This window comes from Idiomarina sp. PL1-037, from assembly GCF_034422975.1.
Lineage (GTDB): Bacteria > Pseudomonadota > Gammaproteobacteria > Enterobacterales > Alteromonadaceae > Idiomarina.
In genome coordinates this window covers 1063778-1080311 of the sequence record NZ_CP139873.1, presented here as the reverse complement: position 1 = coordinate 1080311, position 16534 = coordinate 1063778, and the positions used below count along the sequence as shown (strand labels likewise).

General features: G+C 46.1%; 14 protein-coding genes and 4 tRNA genes. 7 read left to right on the top strand and 11 right to left on the bottom strand.

Translation table 11 applies throughout. From position 1 onward, the window contains the following. Positions 1–36 precede the first annotated feature (36 nt). Genes U0358_RS04920 through U0358_RS04895 form a run of 6 tightly spaced genes read left to right on the top strand, consistent with a single transcriptional unit; the run spans position 37 to position 6957 of the window. Positions 37–993: an AAA family ATPase gene (locus U0358_RS04920; RefSeq protein WP_322407262.1), complete on the top strand. Its 957-nt coding sequence runs from the start codon at positions 37–39 to the stop codon at positions 991–993. Then, the gene (locus U0358_RS04915) at positions 993–1952 is read left to right on the top strand and encodes a DUF58 domain-containing protein (protein ID WP_322407260.1); all 960 of its coding nucleotides are present in this window, start codon (positions 993–995) and stop codon (positions 1950–1952) included. Before U0358_RS04920 ends, U0358_RS04915 begins: the two co-directional genes overlap by 1 nt. Then, entirely contained in the window at positions 1952–2428 is a 477-nt protein-coding gene (locus tag U0358_RS04910) for a DUF4381 domain-containing protein (protein WP_322407259.1), read from the top strand. Before U0358_RS04915 ends, U0358_RS04910 begins: the two co-directional genes overlap by 1 nt. Then, a complete protein-coding gene (locus tag U0358_RS04905; RefSeq protein ID WP_317496542.1) occupies positions 2421–3404 on the top strand; it encodes a vWA domain-containing protein in 984 nt (327 codons plus the stop codon). Before U0358_RS04910 ends, U0358_RS04905 begins: the two co-directional genes overlap by 8 nt. Next, a complete protein-coding gene (locus tag U0358_RS04900; RefSeq protein WP_322407257.1) occupies positions 3401–5239 on the top strand; it encodes a VWA domain-containing protein in 1839 nt (612 codons plus the stop codon). Before U0358_RS04905 ends, U0358_RS04900 begins: the two co-directional genes overlap by 4 nt. Then, on the top strand, positions 5233–6957 hold the full coding sequence (locus tag U0358_RS04895; RefSeq protein WP_322407256.1) for a BatD family protein: 1725 nt from the start codon (positions 5233–5235) through the stop codon (positions 6955–6957). The genes U0358_RS04900 and U0358_RS04895 overlap by 7 nt, the downstream gene beginning before the upstream one ends. 76 nt (positions 6958–7033) lie before the next feature. On the opposite strand, the gene U0358_RS04890 is transcribed toward U0358_RS04895, so the two are convergent. The 11 genes from U0358_RS04890 to U0358_RS04840 all read right to left on the bottom strand — a co-directional run bounded on the left by U0358_RS04890 (position 7034) and on the right by U0358_RS04840 (position 16297). Then, entirely contained in the window at positions 7034–8902 is a 1869-nt protein-coding gene (locus tag U0358_RS04890; protein WP_322407255.1) for a SurA N-terminal domain-containing protein, read from the bottom strand. A 153-nt stretch (positions 8903–9055) separates the two neighbouring features. Continuing rightward, positions 9056–9328 carry a nucleoid-associated protein HU-beta gene (gene hupB, locus U0358_RS04885; RefSeq protein ID WP_317496538.1) on the bottom strand — a complete coding sequence of 91 codons (273 nt, stop codon included), beginning with the start codon at positions 9326–9328 and terminating at the stop codon, positions 9056–9058. A 306-nt stretch (positions 9329–9634) separates the two neighbouring features. Next, on the bottom strand, positions 9635–11959 hold the full coding sequence (gene lon / locus U0358_RS04880; protein ID WP_317496537.1) for an endopeptidase La: 2325 nt from the start codon (positions 11957–11959) through the stop codon (positions 9635–9637). 121 nt (positions 11960–12080) lie between these two features. Continuing rightward, a complete protein-coding gene (gene clpX, locus U0358_RS04875) occupies positions 12081–13352 on the bottom strand; it encodes an ATP-dependent protease ATP-binding subunit ClpX (RefSeq protein WP_317496536.1) in 1272 nt (423 codons plus the stop codon). Positions 13353–13380: 28 nt separating this feature from the next. Further along, positions 13381–14001, bottom strand: coding sequence for an ATP-dependent Clp endopeptidase proteolytic subunit ClpP (gene clpP, locus U0358_RS04870; protein WP_317496535.1), 621 nt, complete (start codon positions 13999–14001; stop codon positions 13381–13383). 99 nt (positions 14002–14100) lie between these two features. After that, entirely contained in the window at positions 14101–15402 is a 1302-nt protein-coding gene (gene tig / locus U0358_RS04865; protein ID WP_317496534.1) for a trigger factor, read from the bottom strand. Positions 15403–15582: 180 nt separating this feature from the next. Then, positions 15583–15810 (bottom strand): hypothetical protein, encoded by a 228-nt coding sequence (locus U0358_RS04860; protein ID WP_322407254.1) that lies wholly within the window; start codon positions 15808–15810, stop codon positions 15583–15585. Positions 15811–15909: 99 nt separating this feature from the next. Next, positions 15910–15986: transfer RNA gene (locus tag U0358_RS04855), tRNA-Pro, on the bottom strand. A 27-nt stretch (positions 15987–16013) separates the two neighbouring features. Then, positions 16014–16089, bottom strand: a tRNA-His gene (locus U0358_RS04850). Between the two features lie 26 nt (positions 16090–16115). Beyond that, positions 16116–16192 (bottom strand) — tRNA-Arg (locus U0358_RS04845). A 28-nt stretch (positions 16193–16220) separates the two neighbouring features. Continuing rightward, positions 16221–16297, bottom strand: a tRNA-Pro gene (locus tag U0358_RS04840). Between U0358_RS04840 and U0358_RS04835 the strand changes: the two genes are divergently transcribed. Beyond that, positions 16270–16449: a hypothetical protein gene (locus tag U0358_RS04835; RefSeq protein ID WP_322407253.1), complete on the top strand. Its 180-nt coding sequence runs from the start codon at positions 16270–16272 to the stop codon at positions 16447–16449. The two genes, U0358_RS04840 and U0358_RS04835, sit on opposite strands and share 28 nt — an antisense overlap. Positions 16450–16534: the final 85 nt, after the last annotated feature.

Below are 16534 nucleotides of genomic sequence, written 5' to 3'. Positions count from 1 at the left end.
GTCAGTTTTCGCCGATAACGACAGCCTGGAGTAAACATGACCGCGACAGCGTTTCAACAATTACAAACTTACCTGAATCGGCAAGTGCTTGGACAGCCGGACTTCACTCAGAACCTTCTAATTGCCGTACTGGCTGACGGCCATCTGCTAGTAGAAGGCCCTCCTGGTCTGGCTAAAACTCGGGCAGTACAGGCTTTAGCAAAAGGTATTGAAGGCAACTTCCATCGGGTGCAGTTCACTCCCGACTTATTACCTGCCGATTTAACCGGTACCGACATTTTTCGTCCCGAAACCGGACAGTTTGAGTTTCAACAAGGCCCTTTGTTCCATAATTTAATTCTGGCCGATGAAATTAACAGGGCTCCGGCAAAAGTGCAGTCGGCGTTACTGGAGGCTATGGCAGAGCGACAAATTACTGTGGGCCAGCGCAGCTACCCACTTTCTGATCTTTTCATGGTGTTAGCAACACAGAACCCTCTGGAGCAGGAAGGGACCTATCCACTTCCTGAGGCTCAGCTCGACCGCTTTTTATTGCATCTAAAACTCGACTATCCAGATGCCGAAACTGAACAGCAAATTCTGCGGTTAACCCGGGGAGAAGCCTTATCAGGTGACCTCGATATGCCTACGCCGTTAACGCAAAAACAGTTATTTGACGCACGTCACGAAGTTTTGCAATTGTATTTAGATGACGCAGTCGAAAACTATCTGGTGCAGCTTATTATTGCCACCCGTCAGCCGCAGCGCTACGACCAGAGTTTAGCTCAATGGATAGGTTACGGTGCCAGCCCTCGTGCCACTATAGCTGTGGAACGTTGCGCCAGAGCTAAAGCCTGGCTCGATGGTCGTGACTTTGTAACACCTGACGATGTTATTAGTGTTTTCCACAATGCTTTACGGCACCGGATTATTTTAAGTTATCAAGCCGAAGCCGACGGCGTATCACACGATCAGGTTCTTGATACGATACTGAAACTTGTACCGGCACCATAATGTTAAAAGCGGAAGTTGAACAATGGCTTAAGCAGTTGCACTGCGATGGAGTCAGTCCCGGTATTCAGGAGCTTCTCTACTATCGCAGTAAAATTAATGCGTTTGCGCGCCACCATAAAAGCCTGCCGCGCTCAAGCCAGACAGGCCCCCTGCTAAGCAAAAGCCGGGGGCGCGGAATGGAGTTTGATGAAGTACGGCATTACCAGCCTGGTGATGATATCCGCTCCATTGACTGGCGGGTGACCGCGCGAACCGGTAAAGCCCATACCAAACTCTATCGTGAAGAAAAAGAACGCCCGGTATTTATCTGGGTGGACTTATCTCTGACTCAGCTTTTTGGCAGCCAATTTGTATTCAAATCTGTTCAGGCCTGCCATTTAGCCGCGGCACTGGCTTGGCATGCACAACACAAAGGCGACCGTATTGGTGGGCTGATTGGCAACGGCTGGCAACATCAGGAATTAAAACCTATAGCCAGACAAAAAGGCGTTTTACGTTTGTGTCATGCACTTCTGGAGATTCATAAAGACAGCCTGAGCCGCTGGCAAGACAAGCAAAAACAGCAACAAAACACGCTGGATGATAACTTAAAACGCATACGACAACTGGTTAAACCTGGCAGCAGCATTCATGTTATCAGTGATTTCTATAACGCCGGCGAACGCTTTCTGGATGGTTTGCGCGTGCTATCCCAGCATAATTCGGTTCGTTGTTTTGGGCTTTACGACCCTATGGAACATGAATTGCCTCAGGGATACTCGTCTCATCCGCTGGCGATTACCGATGGTCAGCAACAGGTCAGTATAAATCTCGCTGACCAACAACAGAGAAAAACATACCAAAATGCCGCCGAGCTTCGCTGGAGCAGTATTCAGCAAGAATTCAGGAAGCGGAAGTTGTCTTTAACACCAATATCCAGTGCTTTACCATTGGAACAGCAATGGGCAGAGGTAAAATAATGCAGCAACCGTCATTAGATAAGCTTAATGATATTGTCGAGCCGGGGTCGGCGAGTTGGTGGCCGCCGTCATGGCCGGCAATTGCTATTGCCGTTGCGCTACTGGCAGGCATTGCTTTATTTATTTTCTGGTTAGTTCGACGTCGGCAGCAATCGCGCGCGCGTAAAGCGGCTATCAAACAGCTGCAGCAAGACAGAAACATGAGTATCGAAGAGCTTACTATATTGTTGAAACGCACCGCACTGGCATATTACCCCAGAGAGCTCGTTGCGGAAAAACACGGTCGTCAATGGATACGTTTTTTGCTCATTCCTTTGTCAGACAAAGAAAAGTCAACTTATGAACCCTTGCTTAATGAGGCAAATAAGAACTTTTATGGCAGTGCTGATAATAACTTTAATCAACACTACTACGAACTCGCTCGCCTGTGGCTGAGTAAAGATTTAAGCAAGCAACCCGGAGCCGAAGATGTTTGAATTTGCCTGGCCGTGGATGTTTTGCCTACTGCCCTTACCCGCCATTATCTGGAAATGGTTTCCAGCCGTACGTAAAAACAGCTCGGCTATACGCCTTCCCAGCACTTACGGTTTAGTTAGCGGCAGTCAGAATTCTGGTAAACGCTGGCTTTTATTACCGTTGATGAGCTTATGCTGGATCATGCTGGTCGCGGCTGTAGCAAAGCCTCAGTGGCTAGGCGAGCCGCTCGCAATTCGGGCTGAAGGAAGAGAAATTATGCTGGCGGTGGATCTATCCGGCAGTATGGAAATTGCCGACATGCAACTGGAAGGCCGCTCAGTGAATCGTTTAACTATGGTTAAGCACGTTTTGAGCGACTTCATTGAACGCCGCGAAGGTGACAGGCTTGGGCTTATTCTATTTGCTGATACCGCCTATTTACAGACTCCCATGACTTACGACCGCAACACCGTAAAACAGATGCTTAATGAATCTGTACTCGGCTTAGTTGGTGAACGCACCGCAATAGGAGACGCTATTGCTTTGTCGGTGAAACGCTTTCGTGACGACGACGAATCGAACCGGGTACTGGTATTACTAACCGATGGTCAAAACACAGCGGGGAATTTGACTCCGGAGCAGGCACTTGAGCTGGCTCAGGCTTACGATGTGACGATTTACCCTATTGCAGTTGGTGCTGAAGAAGTGGTAGTTGATAGCTTTTTTGGACAGCGGAGAGTTAATCCAAGCCGAGATCTGGACGTGCCGTTAATGCAAAGTATCGCTAAACAAACTGATGGTAAATATTTCCGTGCCCGCAGTACCAATGAGCTCGAAGAAATTTATCAACGCCTGGACAAGCTAGAGCCTATTGCCGGAGACCCTCAGCAACTAAGGCCTCGAGTAAGTTTATTTTACTGGCCATTAGCAATCAGTTTTCTTCTGTTTATTGCGGTAGCCTTGTTACACTATCGCCCATGGGGGAGTCGTTCATGAGCGAGTTTCACTTATTGCGCCCCTGGTGGTTGCTGGCATTAATTCCAGTCGCACTGCTGTATTGGCGTTTACTCTACAGTCAGAAACATCAGGCAGGATGGCATCAATGGCTACCCGGCCACCTGTCAAAAGTATTGGTTAAGTCAGGGTCACAACCCTCTCTCTGGCCAGCCCACCGATTTCTGTTAATTTCAGTTCTGGCAACACTGGCGCTGTGCGGGCCTACCTGGGAACGACTGCCACAACCGGTTTACCAACTCGAATCGGGACAGGTTGTGATTATGGACATGTCGCCATCGATTTTAGCCGACGACATTTCACCCAACCGACTAACCCGAATGAGATACAAAGCCATTGATTTAGTCCGGGCGGGACTTGATGGTGACACGGGTCTTATCGCTTACGCCGACGATGCTTTTATCATTAGTCCCCTGACTGCCGATAACCGTAATTTAATGAACCTCATTCCCTCACTGTCACCCGACATTATGCCGGCGCAAGGCAGCGAACCTCAGTTAGCTCTGGAACTCGCTGACGACTTACTAAAAAATGCCGGCTATCCGCAAGGCGATATATACTGGCTTACCGACGGCATCAGTAGTAGCGAACTCAACCAGCTCAGTCGTTATTTGCGCTCTATTGAGCATCGGGTTTCTATTCTGGCGGTTGGTACTGAAGAAGGTGCCGCAATCCGCGACAACTCGGGCCGTTTATTAAAAGACAACAATCAGGTCATTATTGCCAAAACCTATCCTTCGCGACTATCTGATCTGGCTTCTATTACGGGAGGAGCCTTCTCATCAGTAACCGCCGACAATAGTGATATTGATAAACTGATAAACCAGCCACCACTAACGCGTGAAGGTAAAGACGGTGATGATCAGCAGCAAGGAGACGCATGGCGTGATATGGGCCCTTACGTTGCACTCTTTATCTTGCCTATTATGTTGTTCAGCTGGCGTCGGGGCAATCTGCTAAGCCCTTTGTTAGTCTCTATGTTATTGCCTTTAATCGGCTTCACTCCAAGTGCTCATGCTGAACAGGAGTCCGTCTGGCAGAAACAACTACTGAATCAGGAGCAACGTGCACAACGTTTATATCAGGAAGAAGAATACCAACAAGCGGCTAACCTTAGTGAAACGCCTTTTCGCCAGGGCGCGGCTCTGTACCGCGATGGCAACTATGAAGCTGCCGCCGAGGCTTTCTCTCAGGACGATTCAGCAGAAGCGCAGTACAATTTAGGTAATGCTCTGGCTCAGCAACAGCAATACGATGCGGCAATAAAAGCTTACGACAAGGCGTTAGAACAACGGCCTGACTGGTCACGGGCAGCCGAAAACAAGCAGCTTGTTGAGCAATTACAACAACAGCAGGAGTCCGAAGACTCCGGCGGCTCGGACGAATCCTCCAAGAAGTCAGATTCCGATAGTAACGAATCGGATAAGAATTCTGAGCAAAATGGTGACAGCGAAGAGCAGCAAAGTAGTCAACCCAACAACAATGATGGTCCTCCTAACCCGGATGAGCAGGGCCAGCAAGATGGAGAGTCTGACCCAGAGCAAAAAGAACAGGAGCAGGAGTCATCTCAGGAAGAAATACAAAAGCAGCAGAGCCAGGATCAAGACACCGAAAGCGCAGAAGAATCCAGCGAACAACTTCAACAACAGGTGCGCGAAGGCGACATTGATCCTGAGAAAGCTCAACAATTGGAACAGTGGATGAACCGAGTACCTGATGACCCAAGTATACTGCTACGCAATAAAATGCTTCTGGAGAGCCAGAAACGGCGTCAGCGAAGAGCCTCAGAACCCCAGGGAGAAGATAAAAAATGGTAAGAGTATGGCGGCACATTATCTTATTGATGAGTTTTTTGCTCGTGAGTCAGCTTGCTTACGCTGATGTCTCTGAGGTTACCGCAACGGTCGATCGCAACCCGGTTACGGCCAACGAGTCCTTCGTTTTAACGGTAACCGTTGACGACGATGTGGCTAACGACAGCTTTTCGCCATCTAAATTACTAAAAGACTTTGTTGTGGGCAGAACTTCGGTTAGCCGCCAGACGTCAATGATTAACGGTAAACTGAGCAAACAGACGCGCTTTACAACCGTGCTCATTCCCCAGTCTGCCGGCGACTATAAAATTCCCGAAATTAGCATAGGTGGAGCCTCATCGGATCCTATTTCACTGCAAGTTCTGGAGCCAGGCAACAACCAGGACAATGAGCAGAAAGTCGCTTTCCTTGAAGCTCAGGTGGACAATCAGCAAGTCTATTTACAGCAGCCTATCACCTATGTTGCGCGGCTATTTCTTGCTGCCGACTTAAACAAGGGAAACTTAATACCGCCTGAAGCAGAGAATGCCGACATTCAGCAAATAGGCCGGGATGAAGAAAGTACAGAAATGGTGAATGGCAGGCGCTATAAGGTTTATCAGCGTGTTTATCAAATAACACCAAGCAAGTCCGGTTCTTTAAGTATTACAGGAGCCCGTTTCGATGGTGAAGTTTTCACTCAGGGCCAGCGTTCTATCTTTTCTTCTTTTTCCAATACGCAGCCTGTCAGCACCATTGCTGAAACTATAGAAGTTGAGGTGCAAGCCGTTCCGGATAATTGGCAAGGCCATTGGTTACCCAGCGAGCTTGTCAGTGTTTCTCAGTCTGTTTCGCCTGAACAAGACAGTTATACCGTAGGCGAACCCTTTACGGTTTCTTATATGCTGACCGCGGTTGGTGTGAAACCAGAGCAATTACCGGACATTCAACCCGAATTTCCCGATACGGTAAGAATTTATCCGGATGGCGATGAGACGGATCAGTTTAGCCGTAACGGCGTTATTATTTCGCAAAAAACAATAAGCTTTGCGATCGTTCCTAATCAGCCTGGGCCGTTAAAAATTCCGGCGCTAAGCATCCCCTGGTTTAATACCAAAACAGGCTCACCTGCATCGGCAAAAACCGAAGAGCTTAACTTTTCTGTCGCAATGGGCGACGGCATGCAGTCTATTCCGACGCCAAATGATAATGCCGAAGCTCCTGCTACTGAAGAGCAACCAGAAAATAGTGAGAAGCCGGCTTCAACTGAGGTGAAAACCCAATCAGCTGAATGGAGTATCTGGGTAATAAGCTTACTTGCCCTTGCATTGGTTATTTCGCTCATACTGAACGCCTACCTTCTTTGGCATAAAGGCACAATATCTCAGAGCAGAGTGCCGTCGCGTAAACCGGAAGAAACACCGCGTAACCTCAATAAAGATAAGTTCTGGAGAGAATTCCAACTCGCCTGCCGTAACAATAATGCGCAAGAAGCAAAGGACTCTCTATTAAAGTGGGCAAACCGATATTTTGAGCGTTCCTTTAATAGCTTAACAGAGCTGTCCCAGTACCTTTCGATAGAAGCTTCATGCTCAAGCTTGCAGCAAAGTCTCTACCATCCGGGGGCTACTCCATGGCAAGATGGTAAAGTGCTTTATAAAGAGGTTAGAGCGTCTATAGAGAGTAGGAAAAATAAAGCAACAACCAAAAACGTGCTGCCTAATTTATATGGCAGTGGTTAGTAAAAACTTTCTGTAATAGAAATAAAAAAGGCTCAGACTTCTAACGGTCTGAGCCTTTTTTTTTGATATTAATCGTCTACGGAGTTAATAAACGTTTAATGTCTGCGTCCGCTTTTAAGTTATTAATAAAGGCCTGTAACATAACCTGAGCCTGACGGTTCTTCATCTGACTCGTTAACTCGTCAAGTTGGCTGTCATCAGCATTTCCCGGAGAAACGTCGGTCAACGCGACAACAGCAGCATCGCCATTTGGCAAGGCAACCGTATTAAACACACTCTCATCGCTGGCTGAAGGAGACATAGAGAATAACTCACGTACGATGGTCCTTGGATACTCAGCGTTGTTACGCTGTATGCTATCGACCCAAACAATTTCATCGCTCACTTCTTTGCCCTCTTTCCAGGCTTGCATCCATTCATTCGCCTGGTCAAGCGCCAATTTCTGGGCTTTCTCTACACGCAGTTCGGACACGATGTTTTCTCGAACCTCATCCAGTTCTTTTACTCGTACTGGCTGATGCTCAGTTACACGTACTACCAAGGACCGATCATCCGAAGTTTCAATAATATCGCTGTTCAACTTCTCTTTAATTAGCTGTTCTGAGAATAAGTTGTTGAGAATAACATCGTCACTCAAGGGAGTTGGGGCTCTGTCTCGAGTGAACAGATCGGAACGACGTACAGTAGCTCCAATTTCCTCAGCCGCAGGTTCTAAAGTGTCAGGTTGCTCAAAACTAATTTCCGCTAGTTTTTGTTGCTTTTCAAAATAGCGGTCTTCCGCTTTTTCGGTCAACAGTTGCTGACGCACTTCGTCTTCTACTTCGCTAAATGGTGTCACTGAACCTTCGCGTAAATCGGTCAGTTTAATAATGTGATAACCAAAACTGGTTTCCACAATACCGGATAAGTCGCCAACACTCTCTAATTCAAAAGCTGCGGCATCAAAGTCTTCATCCATCATACCGGCTTCTATCCAGCCCAGGTCGCCGCCCTGTTCAGCTGAAAAGGTGTCATCTGAGTAAGTTTGCGCGACCTCTGGAAAGTCAGCACCTTGTTCAAGTTCAACAAGCGCTTCTTCGGCTTTTTCTTTGGCGTTATCAGTATCGAACTCGACCAAAATATGAGACATCCGACGCTCTTCTTCTGTCGAATACTGCTGTTGACGTTCATCATAATATTGAAGTACTTCTTCGTCTGAAATCTCGACTTCCGATTCAACAGCCGCTAGCGAAAGCTCAACATAAGCAACGCTAAGCTTTTCCTGAGTCCGGAACATATCTTGATTTTGCTGATAGAAGTTTTCAATATCTTGCTCAGAAATCTCTACCTGCTCTTCGAAGTTCTCATTATTAGCGACCAGAAAGCCACCTGAACGTGACTGGCTTTGTAAGCGCATAAGAGCAATAGCTTCAGGTTCAAGCACGAATGCAGTCGCAGACAGTCCTCGTAGCAACTGATTTCGGGTCATGTCCTGCTGCATGACATTTGCGAAAGCCTCGGGGCTGTAACCCGCATTACGTAACGCCATTAAGTAGACATCGTTATCAAATTGCCCTGCTGTGCGAAATTGAGGAATATCACGGATTGCAGATTTTACTTGCTCAGGACTCACTCTCATTCCGTTATCTTCAGCGTATTGCACTAAAAGCTCTTGTTCGATGAGTTGCTCTAATACTCCACTGCGTAAATTACGCATGTAATCTGGATCGGACGTAATAGCAGAAAACATATCGCCAAACTGCTCTTGCAAGCGGCTGCGCTCGTTTTCATAAGCACGATCGTAGTCACTACGAGGAATTTCTTCTCCATTAACTTTTGCGACAGCATCTTCTGTGTCACCAGTGATATAACCACCAACACCTGCTAATGCAAAAGTTAGAATGATTAACACAAGAATGGCCTTAGCAGTGTAACTCTGCGAGCCTTCCCGAATTCGCTCTAACATAATAAGGCTTTCCTTATTTAACCTAAATAAACGACGTCACATTATAAGGTGATTCGTCTTAAAACTCACCATTCATACAAAAAAATAACCCGAGGCTTTATAAACCTCGGGCTACTATTATTATTCTTTAAAAAAAGCGCTAATGCGCTTTTATTAATTTACTGCGTCTTTCAGTGCTTTACCTGCTTTAAAAGAAGGAACTTTAGCAGCAGCGATCTGAATAGTCTCACCCGTTTGAGGGTTACGACCAGTACGAGCAGAACGCTCACGCACGCTAAACGTACCGAAGCCAACTAATGCGACTTGGTCATCTTGTTTTAGAGCATCAGTTACTGCATCGATCATAGAGTCCAGAGCACGACCAGCAGCAGCCTTAGAAATATCTGCACCTGCCGCGATTTTGTCAATAAGCTGAGACTTGTTCACAGTATCATCCCCTTAGATTGTTATTATCAAGTTTCCGTGGTTCCATTCGAATTTTAAAATGGGCCAGAACGGTTATATCAATCTTGATCTGATTGTTCAAGCACCACTGTTATCCAAATGGTTATCCTATCCAGCTGTTCTTATGTCATACATGTGAATCAGCTATAAAGCCTAGGCTACCACAGTCTTTTAGATTGAAAACCCTTTTTACTCACTTTTTAACGAAAAAATGCGGCCTGAGGGACAATTTCTCACCCGCAGGCCGCATTCTAGTGCTTTAATATGACTTTAGTATCAGTCTATTGATTAACCTTTAACCAAAGCGACATCTAATACTTCGTCAATCCATTTTACTGGCTGAATCACTAAATCTTCTTTTACGTTATCGGCAATTTCTTTTAAGTCGCGTTCATTCTCTTTAGGAATTAACACATGCTTAATTCCACCGCGATGAGCCGCCAGTAATTTCTCTTTTAAGCCACCAATGGCCAGAACTTCCCCACGCAACGTAATCTCGCCGGTCATTGCGACATCAGAACGAACAGGTTTACCGGTTAGCGACGACACCATAGCTGTAACCATAGCAATACCCGCACTCGGTCCATCTTTTGGTGTGGCGCCTTCTGGCACGTGCACATGAATATCGCGTTTTTCATGAAAGTCTTCGGCTATCCCTAGTTTGTCAGCACGGCTACGCACAACTGTAAGGGCCGTCTGAATGGACTCCTGCATCACATCACCCAGAGAGCCTGTGGTGGTGGTTTTCCCTTTACCGGCTACGTTAGTTGCTTCGATGGTCAGCAAGTCACCACCAACTTCAGTCCAGGCCAGACCGGTAACCTGACCGATTTGATTGGCCTCTTCTGCTTTACCGTAATCAAACCGTTGCACGCCCAGATAATCGCTCAGGTTGTCGCCGGTAATCTCAACGTGCTTTATCGATTTATCCAGCACAATTTGCTTCACCGATTTACGGCATAAGCGTGACAACTCACGTTCAAGATTACGCACTCCCGCTTCGCGGGTGTAATACCGAATAATGCCTATAATGGCACTGTCCTGAACCGTTATTTCTTTTTCTTTTAAACCATTACGGCCAATTTGCTTTGTTAATAAATGTCGCTTCGCTATATTTAGCTTCTCTTCTTCGGTGTAACCCGATAAACGAATAACTTCCATGCGGTCTAATAATGGCGCTGGAATATTCATACTGTTCGATGTGGCAACAAACATGACATCTGATAAATCGTAATCCACCTCAAGATAATGGTCATTGAAGTTAATGTTTTGCTCCGGATCCAGAACTTCAAGCAATGCTGAAGCCGGGTCACCGCGCATGTCAGCCGACATTTTGTCAATTTCATCTAACAAGAACAGAGGATTACGAACGCCAACTTTCGACATTTTTTGGATCAGTTTACCCGGCATAGAGCCAATATAAGTGCGACGGTGACCACGTATTTCCGCTTCATCGCGCACGCCGCCTAATGCCATACGCACGTACTCACGTCCCGTTGCTTTCGCTATCGACTGTCCCAACGACGTTTTACCTACACCCGGGGGACCCACTAAGCAAAGAATCGCACCTTTTACTTTGGTGGTTCGTTGTTGTACCGCAAGATATTCAATAATACGTTCTTTAACTTTCTCTAGCCCGTAATGGTCAGCATCCAAAACTTTTTCGGCGTGAGCTAAATCCTTCTTAATACGCGAACGTTTTTTCCATGGAACCGATACCATCCAATCAATGTAACCGCGTACGACAGTTGCTTCCGCCGACATCGGTGACATCATTTTTAATTTTTGCAGCTCAGCTTCAGTCTTTTTCTTCGCTTCTGCTGGCATTTTAGCGTCATCAATTTTCTTCTGCAGCTGCTCAAATTCATCGACGCCATCTTCGGTTTCACCCAGCTCTTTCTGAATGGCTTTCATTTGCTCATTCAAATAGTATTCGCGCTGGCTTTTTTCCATCTGTTTCTTAACGCGACTACGAATGCGTTTTTCTACTTGCAGGATATCGATCTCACCTTCCATCAGAGCCATCAGGTGTTCGATGCGCTCGCGAATGTCGGTAATTTCAAGAATAGTCTGCTTTTCTGCAAGTTTCAGTGGCATATGAGCAGCCATTGTATCCGCTAAACGGTCACCGTCTTCAATGCCCGATAAAGACGTCAATACTTCCGGTGGAATCTTCTTGTTTAGCTTCACATAGCCTTCGAACTGATTCAGTGCCGAACGAATAAGAATCTCTTCCTCTTTTTCCGGCAACTCTTCCGCGGCCAGGTAATGAATACTGGCCTGAAAATATTCTTCGTTATCCTGCAATTCATCCAGCTGCGCCCGCTGCTTACCTTCGACCAGCACTTTAACAGTACCGTCGGGTAGCTTCAGTAACTGTAAGACCGTCGCGACTGTACCTACCTGATAAATATCCTCAGTAGTAGGTTCATCCACAGAAGCGTCTTTCTGAGCCGCCAGAAAAACTTGTTTATCTTCATCCATAGCAGCTTGTAAGCATCGAATCGACTTTTCCCGACCGACAAACAGCGGTATCACCATATGTGGGTATACCACAACATCTCTCAACGGCAGAACCGGCATCGTTAATTGTTCGGTGCGCTCTTCGCTCATTAAATTCTCTCCCGACCTAGGTTTACTTTGTAATATGCGGTCTTTACCTGAAAGTTCAATCCTTGACAGAAAAAAAGGGCCTTTCCGGCCCTTTTTCGAACACTTTTAATACAGTTTCGGATTATTCACCCGAAGCCTGCTTATTTTTCTGCTGATTTGCGTAAATTAGAATAGGATCGGATTCACCAGCGATTACTGACTCATCCACTACAACTTTCGCGACCCCTTCAATAGAAGGCAGTTCATACATAGTACCCAGCAGAACACCTTCAACAATGGAACGTAAACCACGAGCACCTGTTTTGCGAGCCATAGCTTTTTTGGCGATAGCTCTTAACGCGTCTTCACGAAACTCCAGTTCAACATCTTCCATTTCAAACAAAGCTGAATACTGTTTGGTTAACGCATTCTTTGGTTCGCGCAAAATTTCAATCAGCGCTTCTTCGTCGAGCTCATCTAGCGTAGCGACAACCGGTAAGCGACCAATGAATTCAGGGATTAATCCATAGCGAACCAAATCTTCTGGTTCAACTTTGGCAATAATTGCTCCTTCTTCACTTTGCGTCTTACTCTTCACTTCTGCACCAAAACCAATACCGGTTCCAGTCGACAAGCGTTGCTCGATAACTTTATTTAAACCGGCAAAAGCCCCACCGCAAATAAACAGAATTTTTGATGTGTCGACTTGCAAAAACTCTTGTTGAGGATGTTTCCGGCCACCCTGCGGCGGCACAGAAGCAACGGTTCCTTCGATCAGTTTTAACAAGGCTTGTTGCACACCCTCGCCACTGACATCACGGGTAATCGACGGGTTGTCCGACTTACGGGAAATCTTATCAATCTCATCAATGTAGACAATGCCGCGTTCTGCTTTCTCAACGTCGTAATCACATTTCTGTAAAAGTTTCTGAATAATATTTTCAACGTCTTCGCCAACATAGCCCGCTTCAGTTAATGTTGTTGCATCGGCCATAGTAAATGGCACATTCAAATAACGGGCTAAGGTTTCAGCCAGGAAAGTTTTACCTGAGCCTGTCGGCCCAATTAGCAAGATGTTACTTTTGCCAAGCTCAACTTCTTGCTTCGCTGAACCGCGTAAGCGTTTGTAGTGATTATAAACAGCTACTGACAGCACCTTTTTAGCGCGATCCTGACCAATAACATAGTCGTCCAAATTCTTACGAATAGCTTTTGGCACAGGCAACTCATCCTGATCCGGAACCGGAGACAGTTGATGAATTTCTTCTTTTAGAATGTCATTGCATAGCTCAACGCATTCATCACAAATGAACACGGACGGTCCCGCAATAAGCTTCTTAACTTCGTGCTGACTTTTGCCACAAAAAGTGCAATATAGCGGCTTATCGCCGTCACCTTTGGACTGATCCGTCATGCTTTTCTCCTAACTGCTCTGTGCCAACTCAGGACTCTTCGCCACGTTGACGTAAAATACCATCGACCAGGCCGTAATCGATTGACTCTTCTGCCGATAAAAAGTGATCGCGATCAGTATCTCTGGCCACTTTATCGTAATCCTGACCTGTGTTCTCCGCTAACATACGGTTTAAACGCTCTTTCAGATCCAAAATTTGTTTCGCATGTATTTCAAAATCTGACGCTTGCCCCTGGAATCCGCCCAAAGGCTGATGAATCATTACTCGGGAATTAGGTAAACAGTAACGTTTACCCTGAGCGCCTCCAGCTAACAGAAATGCTCCCATACTGGCTGCCTGCCCCATACACACGGTGCTAACGTCTGGCTTAATAAAACGCATGGTATCGTAAATAGCCATACCAGCGGTCACTACGCCGCCAGGCGAGTTAATATACAGATAAATGTCTTTATCAGGATTATCTGATTCTAAAAACAGTAGCTGAGCCACAATGAGATTGGCCATGTGATCTTCTACCTGACCACAACAAAAAATGACACGTTCTTTTAAGAGACGCGAATAGATGTCGTAAGAGCGCTCACCTTTCGAAGTCTGCTCGACGACCATAGGGACTAGCTGTGCCATTGGATCCTGAATATCGCTCGACATGTTTTATAAAGCTCCTGAAATAAAAATGGCTCGTATGAGGTCATACGAGCCATTAAACCAAGCTGTAGCGGGACCCGTCAAGGATTCCGTTACAAGAGATTACTGCTGCTTCGGATTCATGATGTCGTCAAAGCTTGCTTTCTTGTCTTTCACGGAAGCTTTTTCCAACACAAATTCGATAGCCTGCTCTTCCAACGCTAAGTTACGAACTTGCTGCATCATATCGTTGTTTGACTTGTAGTACTCGACAACTTCCTGCGGGTCTTCATAAGCAGAAGCTGCTGTCGCGATTATCTCATCAACTTTCTCATCATCAGCTTTAAGCTCGTTACCACGAATCACTTCACCTAATAACAAACCAACTTTAACGCGCTCTTTCGCTTGCTCTTCGAACAACTCAGCCGGTAAGTCAGGCATTTGTTCAGCATTACCACCAAAGCGTTGAGCAGCTTGCTTACGTAGCTGGTCAATTTCCTGGTCGATCATTGATTTAGGTAGTTCAACGTCGTTGTTTTCAACAATACCTTTCAGTACTTGTTCTTTAACTTTTGCTTTCACTGCGTTTTTCAGCTCGCGTTCCATATTTTTGCGAACTTCTTCTTTCAACGCTTCAACGCCGCCTTCTTTCACGCCGAACAATGCAACGAACTCATCGTTTAGCTCAGGCAGGTCACGTGCTTCGACTTTCTTCGCAGTGACCACAAATTGCGCTTCTTTACCTTTTAGGTTTTCAGCGTGGTAGTCTTCCGGGAAAGTGACTTCGATAGTCTTTTCTTCGCCCGCTTTAATTCCTTTAATTTGATCTTCAAAACCAGGAATCATACGACCTTCGCCCAGTTCAAGCGCGAAGTCGTCAGCTTTACCGCCTTCAAATTCTTCACCGTCGATAGAGCCGACGAAATCCATAGTGACACGGTCACCCTTTTTGGATTTACGCTTAACTTCTTTCCAGTCAGCGTGTTGTTTCTGCAACGTTTCCAGCATGTTGTCAACGTCTTTCTCAGTGACTTCAACAGCAGGCTTTTCAACTTCTACTTTGTCCAGGTTCTGTACTTCTACTTCTGGATACACTTCAAACGTAGCCGTGAACTCAAGATCTTTACCTGGTTCATTGACTTTAGGTTCAATTGCAGGTGCGCCAGCAGGGTTCAGTTTTTCCTGCATAACAGCTTCAAAGTACTTACTTTGCATGACACTTGACGCTGCACGTGAACGGGCTTCGCGACCAAACAGCTTCTGTAATACGTTCGGTGGAATTTTTCCTTTGCGGAAACCATTCACACGACGATGGCGATATTCTTCTTTTAATAAGCGTTTTACTTCGCTATCAATTGTATCTGCCGGGACTGTAACAGTCACACGACGTTCTAAACCTTGAGTTGTCTCTACAGAAACCTGCATTGCTTCATTACCTCGGTTTCAATCAATGAATGTTACGCGCATCAACTTATCATTATAAAAATGAGATACGGCAACGGCGTTGACCTTTAAAAATGACGCAGCATTATAGCGAGGTGACCGCCCGGAGTCGAGCCCCCGAGCGGCAATTTTTAGGCTTCACTTTAACGGAAGGAAAAATAACTAAGATTTATCTTTAAGTTCAAGAAGTAAATTATTGATTTCGCCCAGTTTATCCGGTTTATCCCCGGCCATGTTTTCTTGATCGGCTACTTCGGTTTCCAGTTCATCGTAGCGCCACTGCGTAAGCACTTCAATTTTCTGCTCGTTTGAAAGCTCGGGATGATTTGCCACGTCTTGCGGAGAATCAAACGCTTCAGCGGGGTTCTTTAAACTTTTCTTAAAGTCCATAACAATAGCTCCAGCTAAGGATTAACAACACAATCTTTTGATTAAGTATCCGTTAAATGTAGCAGTAGTGGCTAAAAAGAAAAAGGGGAATTAGTGTAATGGTCGGCGATGCAGGATTTGAACCTGCGACCCCTTGGACCCAAACCAAGTGCGCTACCAAACTGCGCTAATCGCCGAAATACAGAATATGACTTCAAAAGAAATGGGGTGGATGATGGGACTTGAACCCACGACAACCGGAATCACAATCCGGGGCTCTACCAACTGAGCTACACCCACCACTGAGTGATTTCTTTGGCGCGTTATGGCGCACCCGGCAGGATTCGAACCTGCGACCCACGGCTTAGAAGGCCGTTGCTCTATCCAACTGAGCTACGGGCGCATATCGAACCAACAAACCGTCAGAAGAATGGTCGGCGATGCAGGATTTGAACCTGCGACCCCTTGGACCCAAACCAAGTGCGCTACCAAACTGCGCTAATCGCCGAATTTCTCCGAAAGCCGTGTCAGACGCAGCTTTTAAAAACGCTATTGCTGGTCGACAACGGTGGCGAATATTACCTGCTGAATGCTGACCCGTCAAACTTTTTTTCGGTTATTGATGCCGACTGGCTACTTTTGCAACAACCTGACGACTAAACCAACAACCGGTGACATTCAGGGCCGAAAAAAGTTACAATACGCCTTATACATCACCTTGAATTCTCTCATCTTTGGGAACGTC